The 16,381-nt window shown below is 71.6% G+C and carries 15 protein-coding genes and 2 pseudogenes; 10 read left to right on the forward strand and 7 right to left on the reverse strand.

Features of this window, described 5'->3' with window-relative positions; all coding sequences use genetic code 11:
* Positions 1-161 precede the first annotated feature (161 nt).
* Positions 162-761, reverse strand: coding sequence for a DUF3043 domain-containing protein (locus tag O1G21_RS27480; RefSeq protein WP_270147396.1), 600 nt, complete (start codon positions 759-761; stop codon positions 162-164).
* Positions 762-1,076: 315 nt separating this feature from the next.
* On the opposite strand from O1G21_RS27480, the gene O1G21_RS27485 reads away from it, so the two are divergent.
* A complete protein-coding gene (locus tag O1G21_RS27485) occupies positions 1,077-1,871 on the forward strand; it encodes a PspA/IM30 family protein (RefSeq protein ID WP_405000715.1) in 795 nt (264 codons plus the stop codon).
* Positions 1,872-1,910: 39 nt separating this feature from the next.
* On the forward strand, positions 1,911-2,210 hold the full coding sequence (gene pspAA / locus O1G21_RS27490; RefSeq protein WP_270147398.1) for a PspA-associated protein PspAA: 300 nt from the start codon (positions 1,911-1,913) through the stop codon (positions 2,208-2,210).
* Between the two features lie 89 nt (positions 2,211-2,299).
* Here pspAA and nadA read toward each other — a convergent pair whose 3' ends face one another.
* Positions 2,300-3,484, reverse strand: a complete 1,185-nt coding sequence (gene nadA / locus O1G21_RS27495) for a quinolinate synthase NadA (RefSeq protein ID WP_270147400.1) — start codon at positions 3,482-3,484, stop codon at positions 2,300-2,302.
* A gap of 191 nt (positions 3,485-3,675) precedes the next feature.
* Between nadA and O1G21_RS27500 the strand changes: the two genes are divergently transcribed.
* The 3 genes from O1G21_RS27500 to O1G21_RS27510 all read left to right on the forward strand — a co-directional run bounded on the left by O1G21_RS27500 (position 3,676) and on the right by O1G21_RS27510 (position 6,771).
* Complete coding sequence (locus tag O1G21_RS27500; protein ID WP_270147402.1) at positions 3,676-4,599, forward strand: NADP-dependent oxidoreductase; 924 nt, start codon at positions 3,676-3,678, stop codon at positions 4,597-4,599.
* A 156-nt stretch (positions 4,600-4,755) separates the two neighbouring features.
* Positions 4,756-5,220 (forward strand): Lrp/AsnC family transcriptional regulator, encoded by a 465-nt coding sequence (locus O1G21_RS27505; protein WP_270147404.1) that lies wholly within the window; start codon positions 4,756-4,758, stop codon positions 5,218-5,220.
* Positions 5,221-5,403: 183 nt separating this feature from the next.
* Positions 5,404-6,771: a pyridoxal phosphate-dependent decarboxylase family protein gene (locus tag O1G21_RS27510; RefSeq protein ID WP_270147406.1), complete on the forward strand. Its 1,368-nt coding sequence runs from the start codon at positions 5,404-5,406 to the stop codon at positions 6,769-6,771.
* Positions 6,772-6,845: 74 nt separating this feature from the next.
* On the opposite strand, the gene O1G21_RS27515 is transcribed toward O1G21_RS27510, so the two are convergent.
* The gene (locus O1G21_RS27515) at positions 6,846-7,709 is read right to left on the reverse strand and encodes a GNAT family N-acetyltransferase (RefSeq protein ID WP_270147408.1); all 864 of its coding nucleotides are present in this window, start codon (positions 7,707-7,709) and stop codon (positions 6,846-6,848) included.
* A gap of 247 nt (positions 7,710-7,956) precedes the next feature.
* Here O1G21_RS27515 and erpA point away from each other — a divergent pair, with 247 nt between their 5' ends.
* A complete protein-coding gene (gene erpA / locus O1G21_RS27520) occupies positions 7,957-8,310 on the forward strand; it encodes an iron-sulfur cluster insertion protein ErpA (RefSeq protein ID WP_030282750.1) in 354 nt (117 codons plus the stop codon).
* An 82-nt stretch (positions 8,311-8,392) separates the two neighbouring features.
* On the opposite strand, the gene O1G21_RS27525 is transcribed toward erpA, so the two are convergent.
* Positions 8,393-9,088 (reverse strand): hypothetical protein, encoded by a 696-nt coding sequence (locus O1G21_RS27525; RefSeq protein WP_270147412.1) that lies wholly within the window; start codon positions 9,086-9,088, stop codon positions 8,393-8,395.
* An 84-nt stretch (positions 9,089-9,172) separates the two neighbouring features.
* The gene (locus O1G21_RS27530) at positions 9,173-9,382 is read right to left on the reverse strand and encodes a hypothetical protein (RefSeq protein ID WP_270147414.1); all 210 of its coding nucleotides are present in this window, start codon (positions 9,380-9,382) and stop codon (positions 9,173-9,175) included.
* A gap of 276 nt (positions 9,383-9,658) precedes the next feature.
* On the opposite strand from O1G21_RS27530, the gene O1G21_RS27535 reads away from it, so the two are divergent.
* Entirely contained in the window at positions 9,659-10,636 is a 978-nt protein-coding gene (locus O1G21_RS27535) for a carbohydrate kinase family protein (protein ID WP_270147416.1), read from the forward strand.
* Positions 10,637-10,658: 22 nt separating this feature from the next.
* On the opposite strand, the pseudogene O1G21_RS27540 reads toward O1G21_RS27535, so the two are convergent.
* Both O1G21_RS27540 and O1G21_RS27545 read right to left on the reverse strand, forming a co-directional pair.
* Positions 10,659-10,892: pseudogene (locus O1G21_RS27540) on the reverse strand (sulfurtransferase TusA family protein); the annotation flags it as partial.
* A 750-nt stretch (positions 10,893-11,642) separates the two neighbouring features.
* Positions 11,643-12,809: pseudogene (locus O1G21_RS27545) on the reverse strand (cysteine desulfurase family protein); the annotation flags it as partial.
* Positions 12,810-13,186: 377 nt separating this feature from the next.
* Here O1G21_RS27545 and ctaC point away from each other — a divergent pair.
* The 3 genes from ctaC to O1G21_RS27560 are packed head-to-tail and all read left to right on the forward strand — an operon-like array spanning position 13,187 to position 16,229.
* On the forward strand, positions 13,187-14,041 hold the full coding sequence (ctaC, locus tag O1G21_RS27550; protein ID WP_270147417.1) for an aa3-type cytochrome oxidase subunit II: 855 nt from the start codon (positions 13,187-13,189) through the stop codon (positions 14,039-14,041).
* Positions 14,038-15,813, forward strand: coding sequence for an aa3-type cytochrome oxidase subunit I (gene ctaD / locus O1G21_RS27555; protein ID WP_270147419.1), 1,776 nt, complete (start codon positions 14,038-14,040; stop codon positions 15,811-15,813). Before ctaC ends, ctaD begins: the two co-directional genes overlap by 4 nt.
* A complete protein-coding gene (locus tag O1G21_RS27560; protein ID WP_270147421.1) occupies positions 15,813-16,229 on the forward strand; it encodes a cytochrome c oxidase subunit 4 in 417 nt (138 codons plus the stop codon). The genes ctaD and O1G21_RS27560 overlap by 1 nt, the downstream gene beginning before the upstream one ends.
* Positions 16,230-16,381 lie beyond the last annotated feature (152 nt).

A 16,381-nucleotide genomic window follows, 5' to 3' on the forward strand; every position in this document is an offset into this window, starting at 1 on the left:
GGCGAAGGAGCCGCTGCGGGAGGGCAGCCGGCGCTCCTGGCCGAGCCGGTCATGGCCGCCGTCGCTCTGTCCGGGAAGCGTGCCGCCCTGCCCGGGCAGGGCGTAGAGGCCGGGCCCCTCCCAGGACGGCGGGGCCCAGCCGGAGTCCACCGGTTCGGCGGTCAGGGCTTCTCCCCGCGCCGCACCTGCGGCTTGGGCAGGCGCAGCCGGCGCATCTGCAGGGTGCGCATGATGCCGTACGCGACCACGCCGCGGGTGTTCTGCCCGGCGAAGCGCTCGCCCAGCTGCTTGCGCAGGCCGAAGCCGAGGCGCACGAAGTCCAGGAACACCAGGACGAAGAACAGCAGGAACAGCAGCGTCGACAGCAGCTGCAGGGTGGGCACCTTGATGATGCTCAGCACCAGGATGACCACGGCGGCCGGCAGGAAGAACTCGGCGAGCGACCAGCGGGAGTCCACGTAGTCGCGGGCGAACCTGCGCACCGGGCCCTTGTCGCGGGCCGGCAGGTGGCGCTCGTCGCCGTCGATCAGCGCCTGGCGCTGCTTCTCGCGCTCGACCCGCATCCGGTCGCGGGCCTGGCGGGAGGCCTCCTTGCGGTCCTTGGGCACCGTGACCCGGGTACGCCGGTTGGCCTCGGCCTCGCTGCGCTTGGGGGTGGGGCGGCCCTTCTTGGCCTGCGGGTGGCGGGCCTGGGGCGTCTCGTCCTGCTTCTCCAGCACGGTGGCGGAGGCGGCGGCATCATCTGAACGGCGTCGGAACACACCCCCAGCGTACGGGGTGCGGAGCCGCGACCACGGGTCCCCTCGGACCCAAACGCATATCGATCCGGCCGGTCGCGTTCCGACCGGGGTGTCCCGGGCCCTTCCCGTAGGGGATCAGTCGGATGGAGTATGGGGAGGATGAGAGGCGGATCCACCCCGGGGAGGAGGAACCGCCCCTGGTCGCTGTAGCAGTCTTGTTGCAGGCAGGTGCACTGCGGCGACGGGCTCGCTGCACATACACTCGTCGTGTCTGGTAACGAGATCAAGACCGCAGGCCGGAGAAGGGGGCACCCGAGGCCCATGAGCGACGGAATCATGAAGCGTATGGGGCTGATCTTCCGCTCCAAGGCGAACAAGGCCTTGGACCGGGCGGAGGATCCCCGTGAGACGCTCGACTACTCCTACCAGAAGCAGCTCGAACTGCTGCAGAAGGTACGGCGTGGTGTCGCGGACGTCGCGACCTCGCGCAAGCGCCTGGAACTCCAGCTGACCCAGCTCCAGCAGCAGTCCGCGAAGTACGAGGACCAGGGCCGCAAGGCGCTGTCCCTCGGCCGTGAGGACCTCGCGCGCGAGGCGCTGACCCGCAAGGCCAACATGCAGTCCCAGATCAACGACCTGGAGACGCAGTACCAGGCCCTGCAGGCCGAGGAGGAGAAGCTCACGCTCGCCTCCCAGCGCCTCCAGGCCAAGGTCGACGCCTTCCGCACCAAGAAGGAGACGATCAAGGCCACCTACACCGCGGCGCAGGCGCAGACCCGCATCGCCGAGTCCTTCTCCGGCATCTCGGAGGAGATGGGCGACGTCGGCCTGGCGATCCAGCGGGCCGAGGACAAGACCGCGCAGATGCAGGCCCGGGCCGGTGCGATCGACGAGCTGCTGGCCTCCGGCGCGCTCGACGACGCCAGTGGTCTCGGCCGCAAGGACGACATCGAGGCCGAGCTGGAGCGGGTGGCCGGCGGTTCCGACGTCGAGCTGGAGCTCGCCCGGATGAAGGCCGAGCTGTCCGGTGGCCCCGCCGCCGGTCCGGCCGCGATCGAGCAGGGCAAGCCGGCCCAGCAGCCGCAGGACTCGCACCCGCAGGACACCCCGCGCATCAACTACAACAAGTGAGCTGAGCTCGACCCCCACGAGGACCAGGAGACGCACGGCATGATCATGAGGGTCATGGGCGAGGGGCAGTACGAGGTGGGCGAGGACCACCTGAACCTGCTCAACCAGCTCGACGACGAGCTGCTCACCGCGGTGGAGTCGGGCGACGAGGAGAACTTCCGCCAGGCTTACGGGAAGCTGCTGGACGCCGTGAAGCAGTACGGCACCCGGCTGCCGGACGACTCGCTGGAGCCGTCCGAGCTGATCCTGCCGAGTGCTGAGGCGACCCTCGACGAGGTCCGCGCCCTACTGCTCTCCGAGGGCGAGGGCGTGATCCCGGGGTTCCCCGAGTACGACTAGGCCCCGCGGCCGCTGCCAGACGAAAGGGCGGGTCCCCTCCACCGGAGGGGACCCGCCCTTCTCGTGCGACGGTGCGCGCGGGGGCCGGACTACGGCAGGGCCAGCATCCGGTCCAGCGCGGCCTTGGCGTACTTCTCGGTCTCCGGGTCGACGGTGATCACGTTCGGCACCCGGCCCTCGACCAGCGACTCCAGCGCCCAGACCAGGTGCGGCAGGTCGATCCGGTTCATGGTCGAGCAGAAGCAGACCGTGCGGTCGAGGAAGACGATCTCCTTGTCCGGGTGCGCCTTGGCCAGCCGGCGGACCAGGTTCAGCTCGGTGCCGATGGCCCACTTGGAGCCGGGCTCGGCGGCGTCCAGGGCCTTGATGATGTACTCGGTCGAGCCCACCATGTCGGCGGCCGTGACGACCTCGTGCTTGCACTCGGGGTGCACCAGGACGGTCACGCCGGGGATCCGCTCGCGGACGTCGTTCACCGAGTCCAGGCTGAACCGGCCGTGCACCGAGCAGTGGCCGCGCCAGAGGATCATCTTGGCGTCCCGCAGCTGCTCGGCGGTCAGGCCGCCGTTCGGCTTGTGCGGGTTGTAGAGGACGCAGTCGTCCAGCGAGAAGCCCATGTCCCGCACCGCGGTGTTGCGGCCGAGGTGCTGGTCGGGCAGGAAGAGCACCTTCTGGCCCTGCTCGAAGGCCCACTCCAGGGCGCGCTGGGCGTTGGAGGAGGTGCAGATGGTGCCGCCGTGCTTGCCGGTGAAGGCCTTGATGTCGGCGGAGGAGTTCATGTAGGAGACCGGGACGGTCACGTCGGCTATGCCGGCGTCGGTCAGCACGTCCCAGCACTCGGCGACCTGCTCGGCGGTGGCCATGTCGGCCATCGAACAGCCGGCCGCCAGGTCCGGCAGCACGACCTGCTGCTTCCCGCTGGTGAGGATGTCCGCGGACTCGGCCATGAAGTGCACGCCGCAGAAGACGATGTACTCGGCCTCCGGGCGGGCCGCGGCGTCGCGGGCGAGCTTGAAGGAGTCGCCGGTGACGTCGGCGAACTCGATGACCTCGTCGCGCTGGTAGTGGTGGCCGAGGATGAAGACGCGGTCGCCGAGCGCGGCCTTGGCCGCCCTGGCGCGCTCGACGAGGTCGGGGTCGGAGGCCGGGGGCAGGTCACCCGGGCACTCGACGCCGCGCTCGCTGTTCGGGTCGGCCTCCCGGCCGAGCAGCAGCAGAGCGAGCGGCGTCGGAGTGGGGTCGACGCCGTAGGTCTCGGTGATGGTGGTGGTCACGGGCGGGTGCCCTTCTGTGCGGCCGAGCTAGCGGTGGGGCCTTTTCGTCTATCTGACGCTATCTATTCTAACCGCTTAGCGTCAGACTGACGATGGCCATCCTGTCGATGTGACGAGAACCGCTCGGCGAAACGGATGCTTCCGCCCGTGGCCGAATCGATATTTCGAAGCCCCTGGGTATGGCTGAGCCCATGAAAGCAATCGTGATCAACCGCTACGGCGGCCCCGAGGTGGTCGAGTACACCGACCTGCCCGATCCGAAGATCGGGCCCGACTCCGTACTGGTGCAGGTCCGGGCGGCCGGGGTGAACCCGGTGGACTGGAAGATCCGGGACGGCGCCCTGGACGGCCTGCTGGACGTCCACTTCCCGCTGGTCATGGGCTGGGACGTGGCGGGCGTGGTCCGCGCGGTCGGCGGTGGGGTGACGGAGTTCGCCCCCGGCGACGAGGTGTACGGCTACGTCCGCAAGGACGCCGTCGAGCACGGCACCTACGCCGAACTGGTCTCCGCACCGGTCCGCACCCTGGCCCGCCGGCCCGCCGCGCTGGACTGGGCGCAGTCCGGCGGCCTGCCGCTGGCCGGACTCACCGCGCTGCAGGCCCTGAAGGCCGTGCGGCTCGAGGCGGGGGAGACCGTACTGGTGCACGCCGCGGCCGGCGGGGTCGGCCACCTGGCCGTTCAGATCGCCCGGGCCCGCGGCGCCCGGGTGATCGGCACCGCGGGCGAGCGCAACCACGACTACCTGCGCGGCCTCGGCGCCGAGCCGGTCACGTACGGCGAGGGCCTGGCCGAGCGGGTGCGGGCGCTCGCCCCGGACGGCGTGGACGCGGCCCTGGACCTGGTCGGCCGCGGCGCCGTCCAGGTCTCCGCGGGCCTGGTGGCCGACCCGGGCCGGATCGCCTCGATCACCGACTTCGGGGTCAAGGCGCTCGGCGGCCAGTACGTCTGGGTCCGCCCGGACGCGGCGGGCCTGGCGGAGCTCGCCGCGCTCGCCGACGACGGCCGACTGACCGTCACCGTCGCCTCCACCTTCCCGCTGGCCCAGGCGGCCTCCGCCCAGGCCCTCAGCGCCGAGGGCCGCACGAGGGGGAAGATCGTCCTCCTGGTCGAGTGACCGCCGGACCGCCGCCTCCCGGCCATCCGTCGGCGATGAACTCGTCCGGGTCATCCGCCAGAATGGGTGGCGAACCGTTTCGGCAGAGGCAGGGGAAGCACCGGCCGCCGCCGGGACGCCCCCTCGCCCCCGCACGACCCGTGGAGCCCCGCACCGATGACCAGCAGCCGAGCGCACGAGGTGATCGGGGCCGACCTGGACGAGACCGACCGGCAGCTCCTCGCCCGCCTCGGCAGCGACGGCCGCGCCTCCTACGCCGAGATCGGTCTCCAGGTGAACCTCTCCGCCACCGCCGTGCGCCGCCGGATCGACCGGCTCCGGGCGCGCGGCGTGGTGCGGGGCTTCACCGTGGTGCTCGACCCGGCCGTGCTCGGCTGGCAGACCGAGGCCTTCGTCGAGGTCTACTGCCGCGAGCGCACCGCCCCCGAGGAGATCCTCGCCAGCCTGCGCCAGTTCCCCGAGGTGGTCGCCGCCTGGACGGTCACCGGCGACCCGGACGCCCTGGTCCACCTGCGGGCCGCCGACATGCGCCACCTGGAGGCCGTCATCGAGCGCATCCGGCGCGAGCCCGGCGTCCAGCGCAGCCGCTCCTCCGTGGTCCTCTCCCAGCTGATCGGCTGACCGCGGGACAGCTGCGCAGGAATCCTGCGCGGACCCCGCCGAAGACGCTCGAAACCTGCCTGACCAGCCGCGTTCCGACGCGCGTCGAAGCGCCGCCGCTGCCTACGCTGATCACGTCCGGTCACCGCGGTGAGGCGCCCCGCGGACCGGATCCCCCGACACCCACAGCCGAGAGGGACAGCAGTGTCCGCAGCACCCGACCGCATGCACCGGCCCGACAACGAACTGGTCGACCTGGTTTTCGACTACATGCGGGAGCGGCTGCAGTACGACCCCGTCCCGCTCGACCACCCCGGTGACGGCGAGCACCTGCGCAACCAGTTGGCCGGCCTGCTCAACCAGGACGGCAACGACCCGGCCGACGTGCTCAAGCTGTACGACCACGAGCTGTCCCGCGCGGTCATCTCCGCCGACAGCCCCCGCTACCTGTCCTTCATCCCGTGCGCCCCGACCAAGGCCGCGCTGCTGTTCGACATGGTCGTCTCCTGCGCCTCCCTGCAGGGCATCTCCTGGCTGGAGGCGGCCGGCGCCATCGCGGCCGAGAACCAGGTGCTGCGCCTGATCGCCGACCGGGCCGGGCTGCCCGCCTCGGCCGGCGGCTGCTTCGTCTCCGGCGGCTCGGCCGGCAACCTCTCCGCCCTGGTGGTCGCCCGCGACACCGCCCGCCGTCGTCTGGGCGTCGGTCCCGAGGCCCGGCTGCGAATAGCCGTCGCCGACCAGGTGCACTCCTCGGTCAAGAACACCTTCAACATCATCGGCGTCGAGGCCTTCAAGGTCCCGACCGTGAACCGCCGGTTCACCGGCGAGGCGCTGCGCGCCGCCCTGGCCGCCGATCCCAACCCCGAGACGGTGATCGCCGTCGTCGGCACCGCCGGCACCACCAACGAGGGCATCGTCGACGACCTGGCCGGCCTGGCCGAAGTCGCCCGCGAGCGCGACCTGTGGTTCCACGTGGACGGCGCCTACGGCGGCGCGGGCCTGTTCGCCCCCTCGGTGCGCGAGCGCTACAACGGCATCGAGCACGCCGACTCCTTCGTGGTCGACCCGCACAAGTGGCTGTTCGCCCCCTTCGACTGCGCCGCGCTGATCTACCGCAACCCGCAGCTCGCCCGCGCCGTGCACACCCAGGACGCCTCCTACCTGGACGTCCTGCACACCGAGGGCGACGAGTGGAACCCCACCGACTACGCCTACCACCTGACCCGGCGCGCCCGCGGCCTGCCGCTCTGGTTCTCGCTGGCCGTCCACGGCGTCCAGGCCTACACCGACGCCATCGAGACCGGCCTCCAGCTGGCCCGGGACACCGCCCAGCTGATCCGCGACACCGAGCACCTGGAGCTGCTGTTCGACCCGCAGCTCTCCGCCGTCTGCTTCAAGCGCACCGGGTGGACCAACGACGACTACTACCGTTGGTCGCAGCAGCTGCTCGCGGACCAGATCGGCTTCGTCACCCCGACCGGTTGGGACGGCGAGACCGTCGCCCGCTTCGCCTTCCTGCACCCGGGCACGACCATGGAGATGGTCAAGGAGATCCTGGACACCATGGCCTGATCGAGGCTCCCGTCGTACGGCCCCCACCGGCTCCCCGGTCGGGGCCGTACGCGTGCCCGGGGCCGTACGCGTGCCTACAGGAACGCCCCGCTCGGCAGGTACGGGGTCGGCGGCCGCATCCCGCGCACCCCGACGAAGCCGCTGGTCGCCGGCGTCAGCCCGACCTCCAGCCCGACGTCCAGCGCCCACTCCTGCTCGGCGGTCAGGTACTCCACCCGTGCCTCGACCCCGTTCGGCACCCGGGCCAGCGCCTCGCGCAGCAGCCGGGCGCCGATCCGCTTGCTGGTCGCCGCCAGCAGCCGCACCACGCCGCCGTCCCGGTAGCAGTAGCCGCTGCCGGCCAGCGCGTCGGCGACCAGCAGCTCCTCGAAGTGCCCGAGCATCAGCTCGTGGTCCGGCCCGTGCGCGGATCCGCGCAGCCGGCGGTCCACCGAGTCCAGCAGGTGCAGATGGGTGGCGTTGCCCGGGTGCACCGGTATGTCGCCCGGGTCGATCAGCCCCTCCCGGTCCACCCGCCCGGTCAGCCGCATCGCCGGGTGCAGGGTGAACCCGGCCAACCGGTAGCGGCGGGCCGCCGCCGGGGAGTCGGAGGCGCAGACCATCCCGCGCAGGCAGCCCCCGGCGTGGGCCAGCGCCCGTTCGAACAGCAGCCGCCCGACCCCCCGGCCCTGGGCGGACGGCCGGACCGCGAACAACGAGGGCATCCACAGGCCCTCGCGGCGCATCGACAGCACCACCCCCACCGCCTGCCCGCCGCTCACCGCCAGCCAGCAGCCCCCGGGATCGGTGCGCGCCAGGTGTCTGGTCCGGGCCAACTGCAGCGGCGTCGGCGCCGACCGTCGCGCGGGGTCGTCGGACGGCGCGCCGAACGCGGCGAGGGACAGTTCCGAGACGACCTCCGCGTCCGCTGCGGTGTCCCTGACCTGGCGAAGGATCATGTCGCCCATCCTGGCGTCCGACGGACGCCCGCGGGGCCCGTTCACCCGGATCCATGACGCGGGCGGTGACCGTCCTCCCCGGGTTGTGCGAGCATGGGAAGCGCATGGGGACACGGGTGCACACCCGGCCCACGGAAGATCCGCCGTCGAACAGGCCGCAGAAATCCATCGCCGTCCGGGAAATGAAACCGGGCGGCCGTTGGTTGGCACTGGCGGCAGACCGTCGTCAAAGACCGGGAGAAAGCAGATGACCGTCCAGGACGAGACCACCGTCGAGAGTGGCATCCTCCTCACCGATGCCGCCGCGGCCAAGGTCAAGGCCCTGCTGGAGCAGGAAGGCCGCGAGGACCTCGCGCTGCGCGTCGCCGTCCAGCCCGGTGGCTGCTCCGGCCTGCGCTACCAGCTGTTCTTCGACGAGCGTTCGCTCGACGGCGACGTGGTGAAGGACTTCGGCGGCGTCAAGGTCGTCACCGACCGCATGAGCGCCCCGTACCTGGGCGGCGCCACCGTCGACTTCGTCGACACCATCGAGAAGCAGGGCTTCACGATCGACAACCCGAACGCCACCGGCTCCTGCGCCTGCGGCGACTCCTTCAGCTAAGCCCGAAGGCTCACTGAGCGAGATGCGGTGAGGCGGCCCCGGGGGTCCCCCCGGGGCCGCCTCTCGCGTTACACCGGTCGTACTAGCGCGCCGCGCCGTCCGGGGTCACCGGGTCCGGGCCCGCGTGCGCGTCGCCCTCCAGCGGCACCTCCTGGCCGCTCGTCCGGTCCACCACCGTCCGCCCGGCCAGCGGCGAGCGCAGGTCGACGGAGACGGCCTGCCGCTTGGCCATCGCGGTGCAGACGTGCCCCGGCTGGACGGTCGGCGGACCCGGCACGATCACGACGCCCACCTCGCCCGACTTCGACTCGTCCGCCTTCACCGCGTACGTGGTGCAGACCCCGCCGAAGAAGTAGACGGTCAGCTTGTTGCCGCCGTCCACCCGGTAGCTGACCGGCGGCCGCACATTGGGGTTGGCCGGTCCGGTACCGGCCGGGTCGGGCTCACCGGGGGCGATCCCGTTGACCGGGGGAGTGGCCGCCGTGGAGGGCCGCCCGGGCGCGGGCTCGGCCGGGGTCGGGGTCCCGCCGGTCGGCGCCTGATCCGACGGGCTCGCCGTCGCGGCCCCCGCGGACGGGGCGCCGGAGGGCGTCGGAGCCTGCGGGGAGGCGCTCACCGAGGCCGAGGCGCTCGCGGAGGCCTTCGCGGTGCTCGCCGCCGAGTCCCCGGAACCCTTGCCGTCCCCGTTGCAGCCGGCCAAGGTCACCACCGCCGCCAGCGCGGCGACCGCCAGGGCAACCGCCCGCCGACCACGGCGGGGCATCGTCTCCAGTTCCATCTGCACATCCTCCCGAGGGCTCAGCGGCGCCGCCTCCTCGGCCGGTCCGCGCGGATGTGACGTGCCCCGGTCGGATCCGGTTCCTCAGTTGCCGTACTCGGCCATCCCGGCGACCAGCCGCTGAGCCCCGGACGGGACCCGGACGCCGACGGACGCCGGGGCGGCCGGCTCCGGCCGGGTCGCCAGCTGCGGCCAGAACCGGCGCAGCCGCCGGGAGGAGCTGACCAGCGCGTCGAGGGTCTCGCCGTCCGCGTCGGCCCGGCGGGTGGTCAGCGGGGAGGGGTTGGACATCATCGGGCATCGCTCCGATCCAGAGCCGTGGCCGCAGTGCCACGGTCGACGACGGGCTCCGCCTGTCCGGCGAGGAGCCCCCAGGCCGACCCTAGGCCCGGCCCCGTGGGCCCACCAGTGCTACCCGTAGGTAGTACACGTTCGAGGGCCCGGGGTGCCACCATGGCCGGGAGGGCGGCGGCAGCTTGCGGCACTCTTGCTGGTGAGCCGTCCCGGACGGGTACCGTGGGTGGGTTCATCCGTGCCCGCTGGCCCTGTTGCCACCTTGAGGAGACCTCCGTGCGTATCGCCGTCGCCGGCTCGATCGCCACCGACCACCTGATGACGTTCCCCGGTCGGTTCGCCGACCAGCTCGTCGCCGAGCAGCTGCACACCGTGTCGCTGTCGTTCCTGGTCGACGCCCTGGACATCCGCCGCGGCGGGGTCGCGCCGAACATCTCCTTCGGCATGGGTGTGCTCGGGCTCCGGCCGATCCTGGTCGGTGCCGCCGGTGCGGACTTCGCCGAGTACCGCAGCTGGCTGGAGCGCAACAACGTGGACTGCGAGTCCGTCCACATCTCCGAGACCCGGCACACCGCCCGCTTCATGTGCACCACCGACGAGGATCACAACCAGATCGCCTCGTTCTACACCGGCGCCATGGCCGAAGCCCGCAACATCGAGCTCAAGCCGATCGCCGACCGCGTCGGCGGCCTCGACCTCGTCCTGGTCGGCGCCGACGACCCGCAGGGCATGGTCCGCCACACCCAGGAGTGCCGCACCCGGGGCTACGCCTTCGCCGCCGACCCCTCCCAGCAGCTGGCCCGCCTGGACGGCGACGACATCCGCGAGCTGGTGGACGGCGCCTCGTACCTGTTCACCAACGAGTACGAGGCGGCGCTGATCGAGACCAAGACCGGCTGGGACGCCGAGGAGCTGCTCACCCGCGTCGGCACCCGGATCACCACCCTGGGCAGCAAGGGCGTCCGGATCGAGCGCAAGGGCGAGGCCCCGATCGTGGTCGGCTGCCCGGTCGAGGACGCCAAGGTCGACCCGACCGGCGTCGGCGACGCCTTCCGGGCCGGCTTCCTGGCCGGTCTGTCCTGGGAGCTCGACCTGGAGCGCGCCGCCCAGCTCGGCTGCATGCTCGCCACCCTGGTGATCGAGACCGTCGGCACCCAGGAGTACGAGCTGCGCCCGACCGCGTTCCTGAAGCGCTTCGAGGCCGCCTACGGCGCCGAGGCCGCCGCGGAGATCCGCGCCCACCTGGTCAAGTAGTCCTCCCCTCACGCCGCTCCGCTCAGGAGCGACGGATCACGAGGTAGGCCGTGCCCCGGTCGCCGCCGTAGTCGGCGGCCGGGGCCTCGCCCGCGTACTCCTGCGCGCGCATCCCGCACCAGGCCGGGACGTCCAGCCGGGCCGCCTCGTCGTCGGACAGCACGGCGACCGTGCCGCCCACCGGCACCTCGCCGATCCGCTTCGCCAGCTCGATCACCGGCAGCGGGCAGCGCTTGCCGAGGGCATCGATCACGGTGACTCGCCCGCTCGCCTCCGGGCGCTCGGACCCGGCGCCGACGCTCCTCGCTCCGGCACTCCCTCCTTCGTCGGTCGCTGGCCGCTCCTCGCTCTCGGCACCGGCGCGCCCTTCGGCTCGGGGCGGGACTCGCCCGCTCGCCTCCGGGCGCTCGGACCCGGCGCCGACGCTCCTCGCTCCGGCACTCCCTCCTTCGTCGGTCGCTGCCCGCTCCTCGCTCTCGGCACCGGCGCGCCCTTCGGCTCGGGGCGGGACTCGCCCGCTCGCCTCCGGGCGCTCGGACCCGGCGCCGACGCTCCTCGCTCCGGCACTCCCTCCTTCGTCGGTCGCTGCCCGCTCCTCGCTCTCGGCACCGGCGCGCCCTTCGGCTCGGGGCGGGATTCGCCCGCTCGCCTCCGGGCGCTCGGACCCGGCGCCGACGCTCCTCGCTCCGGCACTCCCTCCTTCGTCGGTCGCTGCCCGCTCCTCGCTCTCGGCACCGGCGCGCCCTTCGGCTCGGGGCGGGACTCGCCCGCTCGCCTCCGGGCGCTCGGACCCGGCGCCGACGCTCCTCGCTCCGGCACTCCCTCCTTCGTCGGTCGCTGGCCGCTCCTCGCTCTCGGCACCGGCGCGCCCTTCGGCTCGGGGCGGGACTCGCCCGCTCGCCTCCGGGCGCTCGGACCCGGCGCCGACGCTCCTCGCTCCGGCACTCCCTCCTTCGTCGGTCGCTGGCCGCTCCCCGCTCTCGGCACCGGCGCGCCCTTCGGCTCGGGGCGGGCTCCCCACGACCGGCGCGGGCGCCGGCAGGTCCAGCCCGAGCGGCGCCCGGACCCCGGCGACCAGCTCCGGCAGCACCGCGAGGAACCGCTCCACGTCCGCCTCGGCCGTCCCGTACGGCAGCGAGACCCGAACGTTGCCCTCGGTGAGCACCCCCATCGCGGCCAGCACATGGCTCGGCGTCAGGGTGGAGGAGGTGCAGGAGGAGCCGGAGGAGACCGCGAAGCCCGCCCGGTCCAGCTCGGTGAGCAGCACCTCGCCGTCCACGTACAGGCAGGAGAAGGTGACGATGTGCGGCAGCCGCCGCACCGGGTCGCCGACCACCTCGACCTCGGGCACCAGCTGCGGCACCCGGGTGCGGATCCGTTCCACCAGCGCGTGCAGCCGGGCGTTCTCCCGCTCGGCCTCGGCCCGTACGGCGCGCAGCGAGGCGGCCGCGGCCACGATCGCCGGGACGTTGACGAAGCCGGGCACCCGACCGCCCTCGCGCTCGTCGACCGGCAGCGGGGAGGCGTACCGGACGCCCTTGCGCACGGCGAGGATCCCGACCCCGGGCGGCCCGCCCCACTTGTGCGCGCTCGCGGTCAGCAGCGACCAGCCCGCGGGGACGTCCACCCGCCCGACGCTCTGCGCGGCGTCCACCAGCAGCGGCACCCCGGCCCCGGCGCACAGCTCGGCGACCTCGCCGACCGGCTGGACGGTCCCCACCTCGTGGTTGGCGCTCTGCAGGGCGGCCAGCGCGGTGTCGGAGCGCAGCAGGGCACCGAAGGCTTCCGGGTCCACCCGTCCGGTGCGGTCCACCGGGACGACGGTGACCTCGCCGCCGCCCGCCTCGTGGCGTTCCGCGACGTGCAGCACGCTGGAGTGCTCCACCGCGGAGTGCACCAGGTGCCCGCCGCGCCGCCGGTTGCCGGTGAGGGCGCCCAGCAGTCCGAGTTGGACGGCCTGGGTCCCGCTCGCCGTGAAGGAGATCTCGTCCGCCCGTGCGCCCAGGACGGCGGCGACCGTCTCGCGGGCGGCGTCCAGCAGCATCCGGGCCTGCCGGCCGGAGCGGTACAGCCGGGCCGGGTCGGCCCAGCCCTCGTCCAGGGCGGCGGTCAGGGCCTGCCGCGCGACGGGGTGCAGAGGGGCCGTCGAAGCCACGTCGAAGTACACGGTCACATTTAACGGCACGCCGTCGACGACGCACCCGGGAGCGTGCGGCGCCGGTCGGATTGCTCACCAGCCGTCAGTCGATCACCCCGAATGTCCGCTTCGTCCGCTCCCGACGGACCGTCAGCCGCGTTGCTCGAGGTCATCCCCCGATCGGGCGTATGGACCTCGAATGCCTACGATGACCTGCGGCGCAGCGCCTGCCGGGCCTGATCGGGCGACCGGGCGGCGCGTTACCGGGGGCTGCCCGTCAGGAGCGCATAAGGCTGGAGTAGGGTTTGGCCCGCATAAGCATTCAAACCGTGCCCGTGGACGGGTCGCCGGAGGGGCTCACACTCCCCTCCCGGTGCGACGCGAAGGCGGGCGAGACTTCGGGAAGGCGCTACGTGAGTCCCAACGGCTCCGACCGCTCGCCGCGGCGCACGATGCGGCGGAAGCTGCCTCAGGCGCTGGCACTGGGCCTCGTCATCGCGACCGCCACCGGCTGCTCGGCCAACGACCTCCCCAGGCTTGGCCTCCCGAGCCCCGTCACCAAGGAAGGGCCCATGGTCCTCCAGATGTGGCAGGGCTCCTGGATCGCGGCGCTGGTGGTCGGCGTACTGATGTGGGGTCTGATCATCTGGAGCGTGATCTTCCACCGGCGCAAGCGCACCGGTGTGGAGATCCCCCCGCAGACCCGGTACAACGTGCCCATCGAGGCGCTCTACACCGCGGTCCCCATCATCATCGTCTCGGTCCTCTTCTACTTCGTCGCCCGCGACGAGGCGAAGCTGACGCAGGTCTCCGCGAAGCCGCAGCACTACGTCAACGTGGTCGGCTTCCAGTGGAGCTGGGCGTTCAACTACGAGAACACCGAGACCCCCGACCCGGCCAACAAGGACGCCGCGTACGACGTCGGTACGCCCAAGGACGCTCCGACGCTCTGGCTGCCGGTCAACGAGACGGTGCAGTTCCGGCTCACCTCTCGTGACGTCATCCACGACTTCTGGCCCGTCAACTTCATGATGAAGATGGACGTCGTGCCGGGCGTGGTGAACAAGTTCGAGGTCACCCCGACCGTCAAGGGTGAGTACATGGGCAAGTGCGCCGAGCTCTGCGGCGTCGACCACTCGCGCATGCTGTTCAACGTCAAGGTCGTCGATCGCGCCGACTACGACAAGCACCTGGCCGACCTTCGCGCCAAGGGCCAGAACGGCGCGGTGCCCTCCGGCGTCATCACCATGGGAAGTGAAGCGAAGTGACCATCCTCAACGAGCCCGCCGCGGCCGGCGGGGGCGCCGAGGCCGTCACGGTCGGGGCGCAGCGGACCCGGAAGCCGGGTTCGACCATCATCAAGTGGCTGACCACCACTGACCACAAGACGATCGGCACCCTGTACCTGGGCACGTCGTTCGCCTTCTTCCTGATCGGTGGCATCCTCGCCCTGGTCATGCGTGCCGAGCTGGCTCGTCCCGGGACCCAGATCCTGTCGAACGAGCAGTTCAACCAGGCGTTCACGATGCACGGCACGATCATGCTGCTGATGTTCGCGACGCCGCTGTTCGCGGGCTTCGCGAACTGGATCATGCCGCTGCAGATCGGCGCCCCGGACGTGGCCTTCCCGCGTCTGAACATGTTCGCGTACTGGCTGTACCTCTTCGGTTCGACCATCGCGGTCGGCGGCTTCCTGACCCCGAACGGCGCCGCCGACTTCGGCTGGTTCGCCTACTCCCCGCTGTCGGACGCGGTGCACTCGCCCGGCGTCGGCGGCGACATGTGGATCATGGGTCTGGCCTTCTCCGGCTTCGGCACGATCCTCGGTGCGGTCAACTTCATCACCACGATCATCTGCATGCGCGCTCCGGGCATGACGATGTTCCGGATGTCGATCTTCGTCTGGAACACCCTGCTGACCGCGGTGCTGATCCTGCTGGCCTTCCCGGTGCTGGCCGCCGCGCTGTTCGCCCTGGAGGCGGACCGCAAGTTCGGGGCACACGTCTTCGATCCCGCCAACGGTGGGGCGATGCTGTGGCAGCACCTGTTCTGGTTCTTCGGCCACCCCGAGGTGTACATCATCGCGCTGCCGTTCTTCGGCATCGTGTCGGAGATCATCCCGGTCTTCAGCCGCAAGCCGATGTTCGGCTACTCCGGTCTGATCGCGGCCACCATCGCGATCGCCGGTCTGTCCGTGACGGTGTGGGCGCACCACATGTACGTCACCGGACAGGTGCTGCTGCCGTTCTTCTCCTTCATGACCTTCCTGATCGCGGTCCCGACCGGTGTGAAGTTCTTCAACTGGGTCGGCACCATGTGGAAGGGCTCGCTGAGCTTCGAGACGCCGATGCTCTGGACGGTCGGCTTCCTGGTCACCTTCCTCTTCGGTGGTCTGACCGGTGTCCTGCTGGCCTCGCCGCCGATCGACTTCCACGTCTCGGACTCGTACTTCGTCGTCGCCCACTTCCACTACGTGGTCTTCGGCACCGTCGTGTTCGCGATGTTCGCCGGCTTCCACTTCTGGTGGCCGAAGATGACCGGCAAGATGCTGGACGAGCGCCTCGGCAAGATCACCTTCTGGACGCTGTTCTTCGGCTTCCACACCACCTTCCTGGTGCAGCACTGGCTCGGCGCGGAGGGCATGCCCCGCCGTTACGCCGACTACCTGGCCTCGGACGGCTTCACCACCCTGAACACCGTCTCGACCATCGGCTCCTTCGTGCTCGGCCTGTCGATCCTGCCGTTCCTCTACAACGTCTGGAAGACCGCCAAGTACGGCGAGAAGGTCACCGTGGACGACCCGTGGGGCTTCGGCCGCTCGCTGGAGTGGGCGACCTCCTGCCCGCCGCCGCGGCACAACTTCCTCACCCTGCCCCGGATCCGCTCCGAATCCCCGGCCTTCGACCTCCACCACCCGGAGATCGCCGCGCTGGACTACCTGGAGAACCACGGTGAGCCGGCCAAGCACCTCGCCGGTGTGACCCCGGCGAAGTACGACGCCCCGAAGCTGGGCAAGGGCAAGTCGGAGGGTGACGCCTGATGAAGGAACAGGGAAAGATCTTCCTGGGCCTGTCGGTCTTCGTGCTGGCGATGGCCATCACCTACGGCCTGTGGACCAACAACTCGGGTCCGGGCCTGGAGGCCGCCGGTACCACCGCGCTGTTCCTCGCCTTCGGCCTCTGCGCCTTCATCGGGTACTACCTCGCCTTCACCGCCCGCCGGGTGGACAGCGGCGCGGGTGACAACCCCGAGGCCGAGGTCGCGGACGACGCCGGCGAGCTGGGCTTCTTCGCCCCGCACAGCTGGCAGCCGCTGTCGCTGGCGCTCGGTGGCGCGCTCGCCTTCCTGGGCGTGATCTTCGGCTGGTGGCTGATGTTCTGGGCCGCCCCGATCATCCTGATCGGCATCTTCGGATGGGTCTTCGAGTTCTACCGGGGCGAGAACCAGAACCAGTAGGTTCCCGCTTCCGACCACAGGGCCGGTCCTCCCGCACGGGGGGACCGGCCCTGCTGCGTCCCCGGGGTGACGAGCTCACTCACCCGGGTGAACGGACGGTCGCCCGGATGTCGCTCGATCCAGGCCGTTCCTACGATCTGATCAATCGTGCG

It is taken from the genome of Kitasatospora cathayae, assembly GCF_027627435.1.
Lineage (GTDB): Bacteria > Actinomycetota > Actinomycetes > Streptomycetales > Streptomycetaceae > Kitasatospora > Kitasatospora cathayae.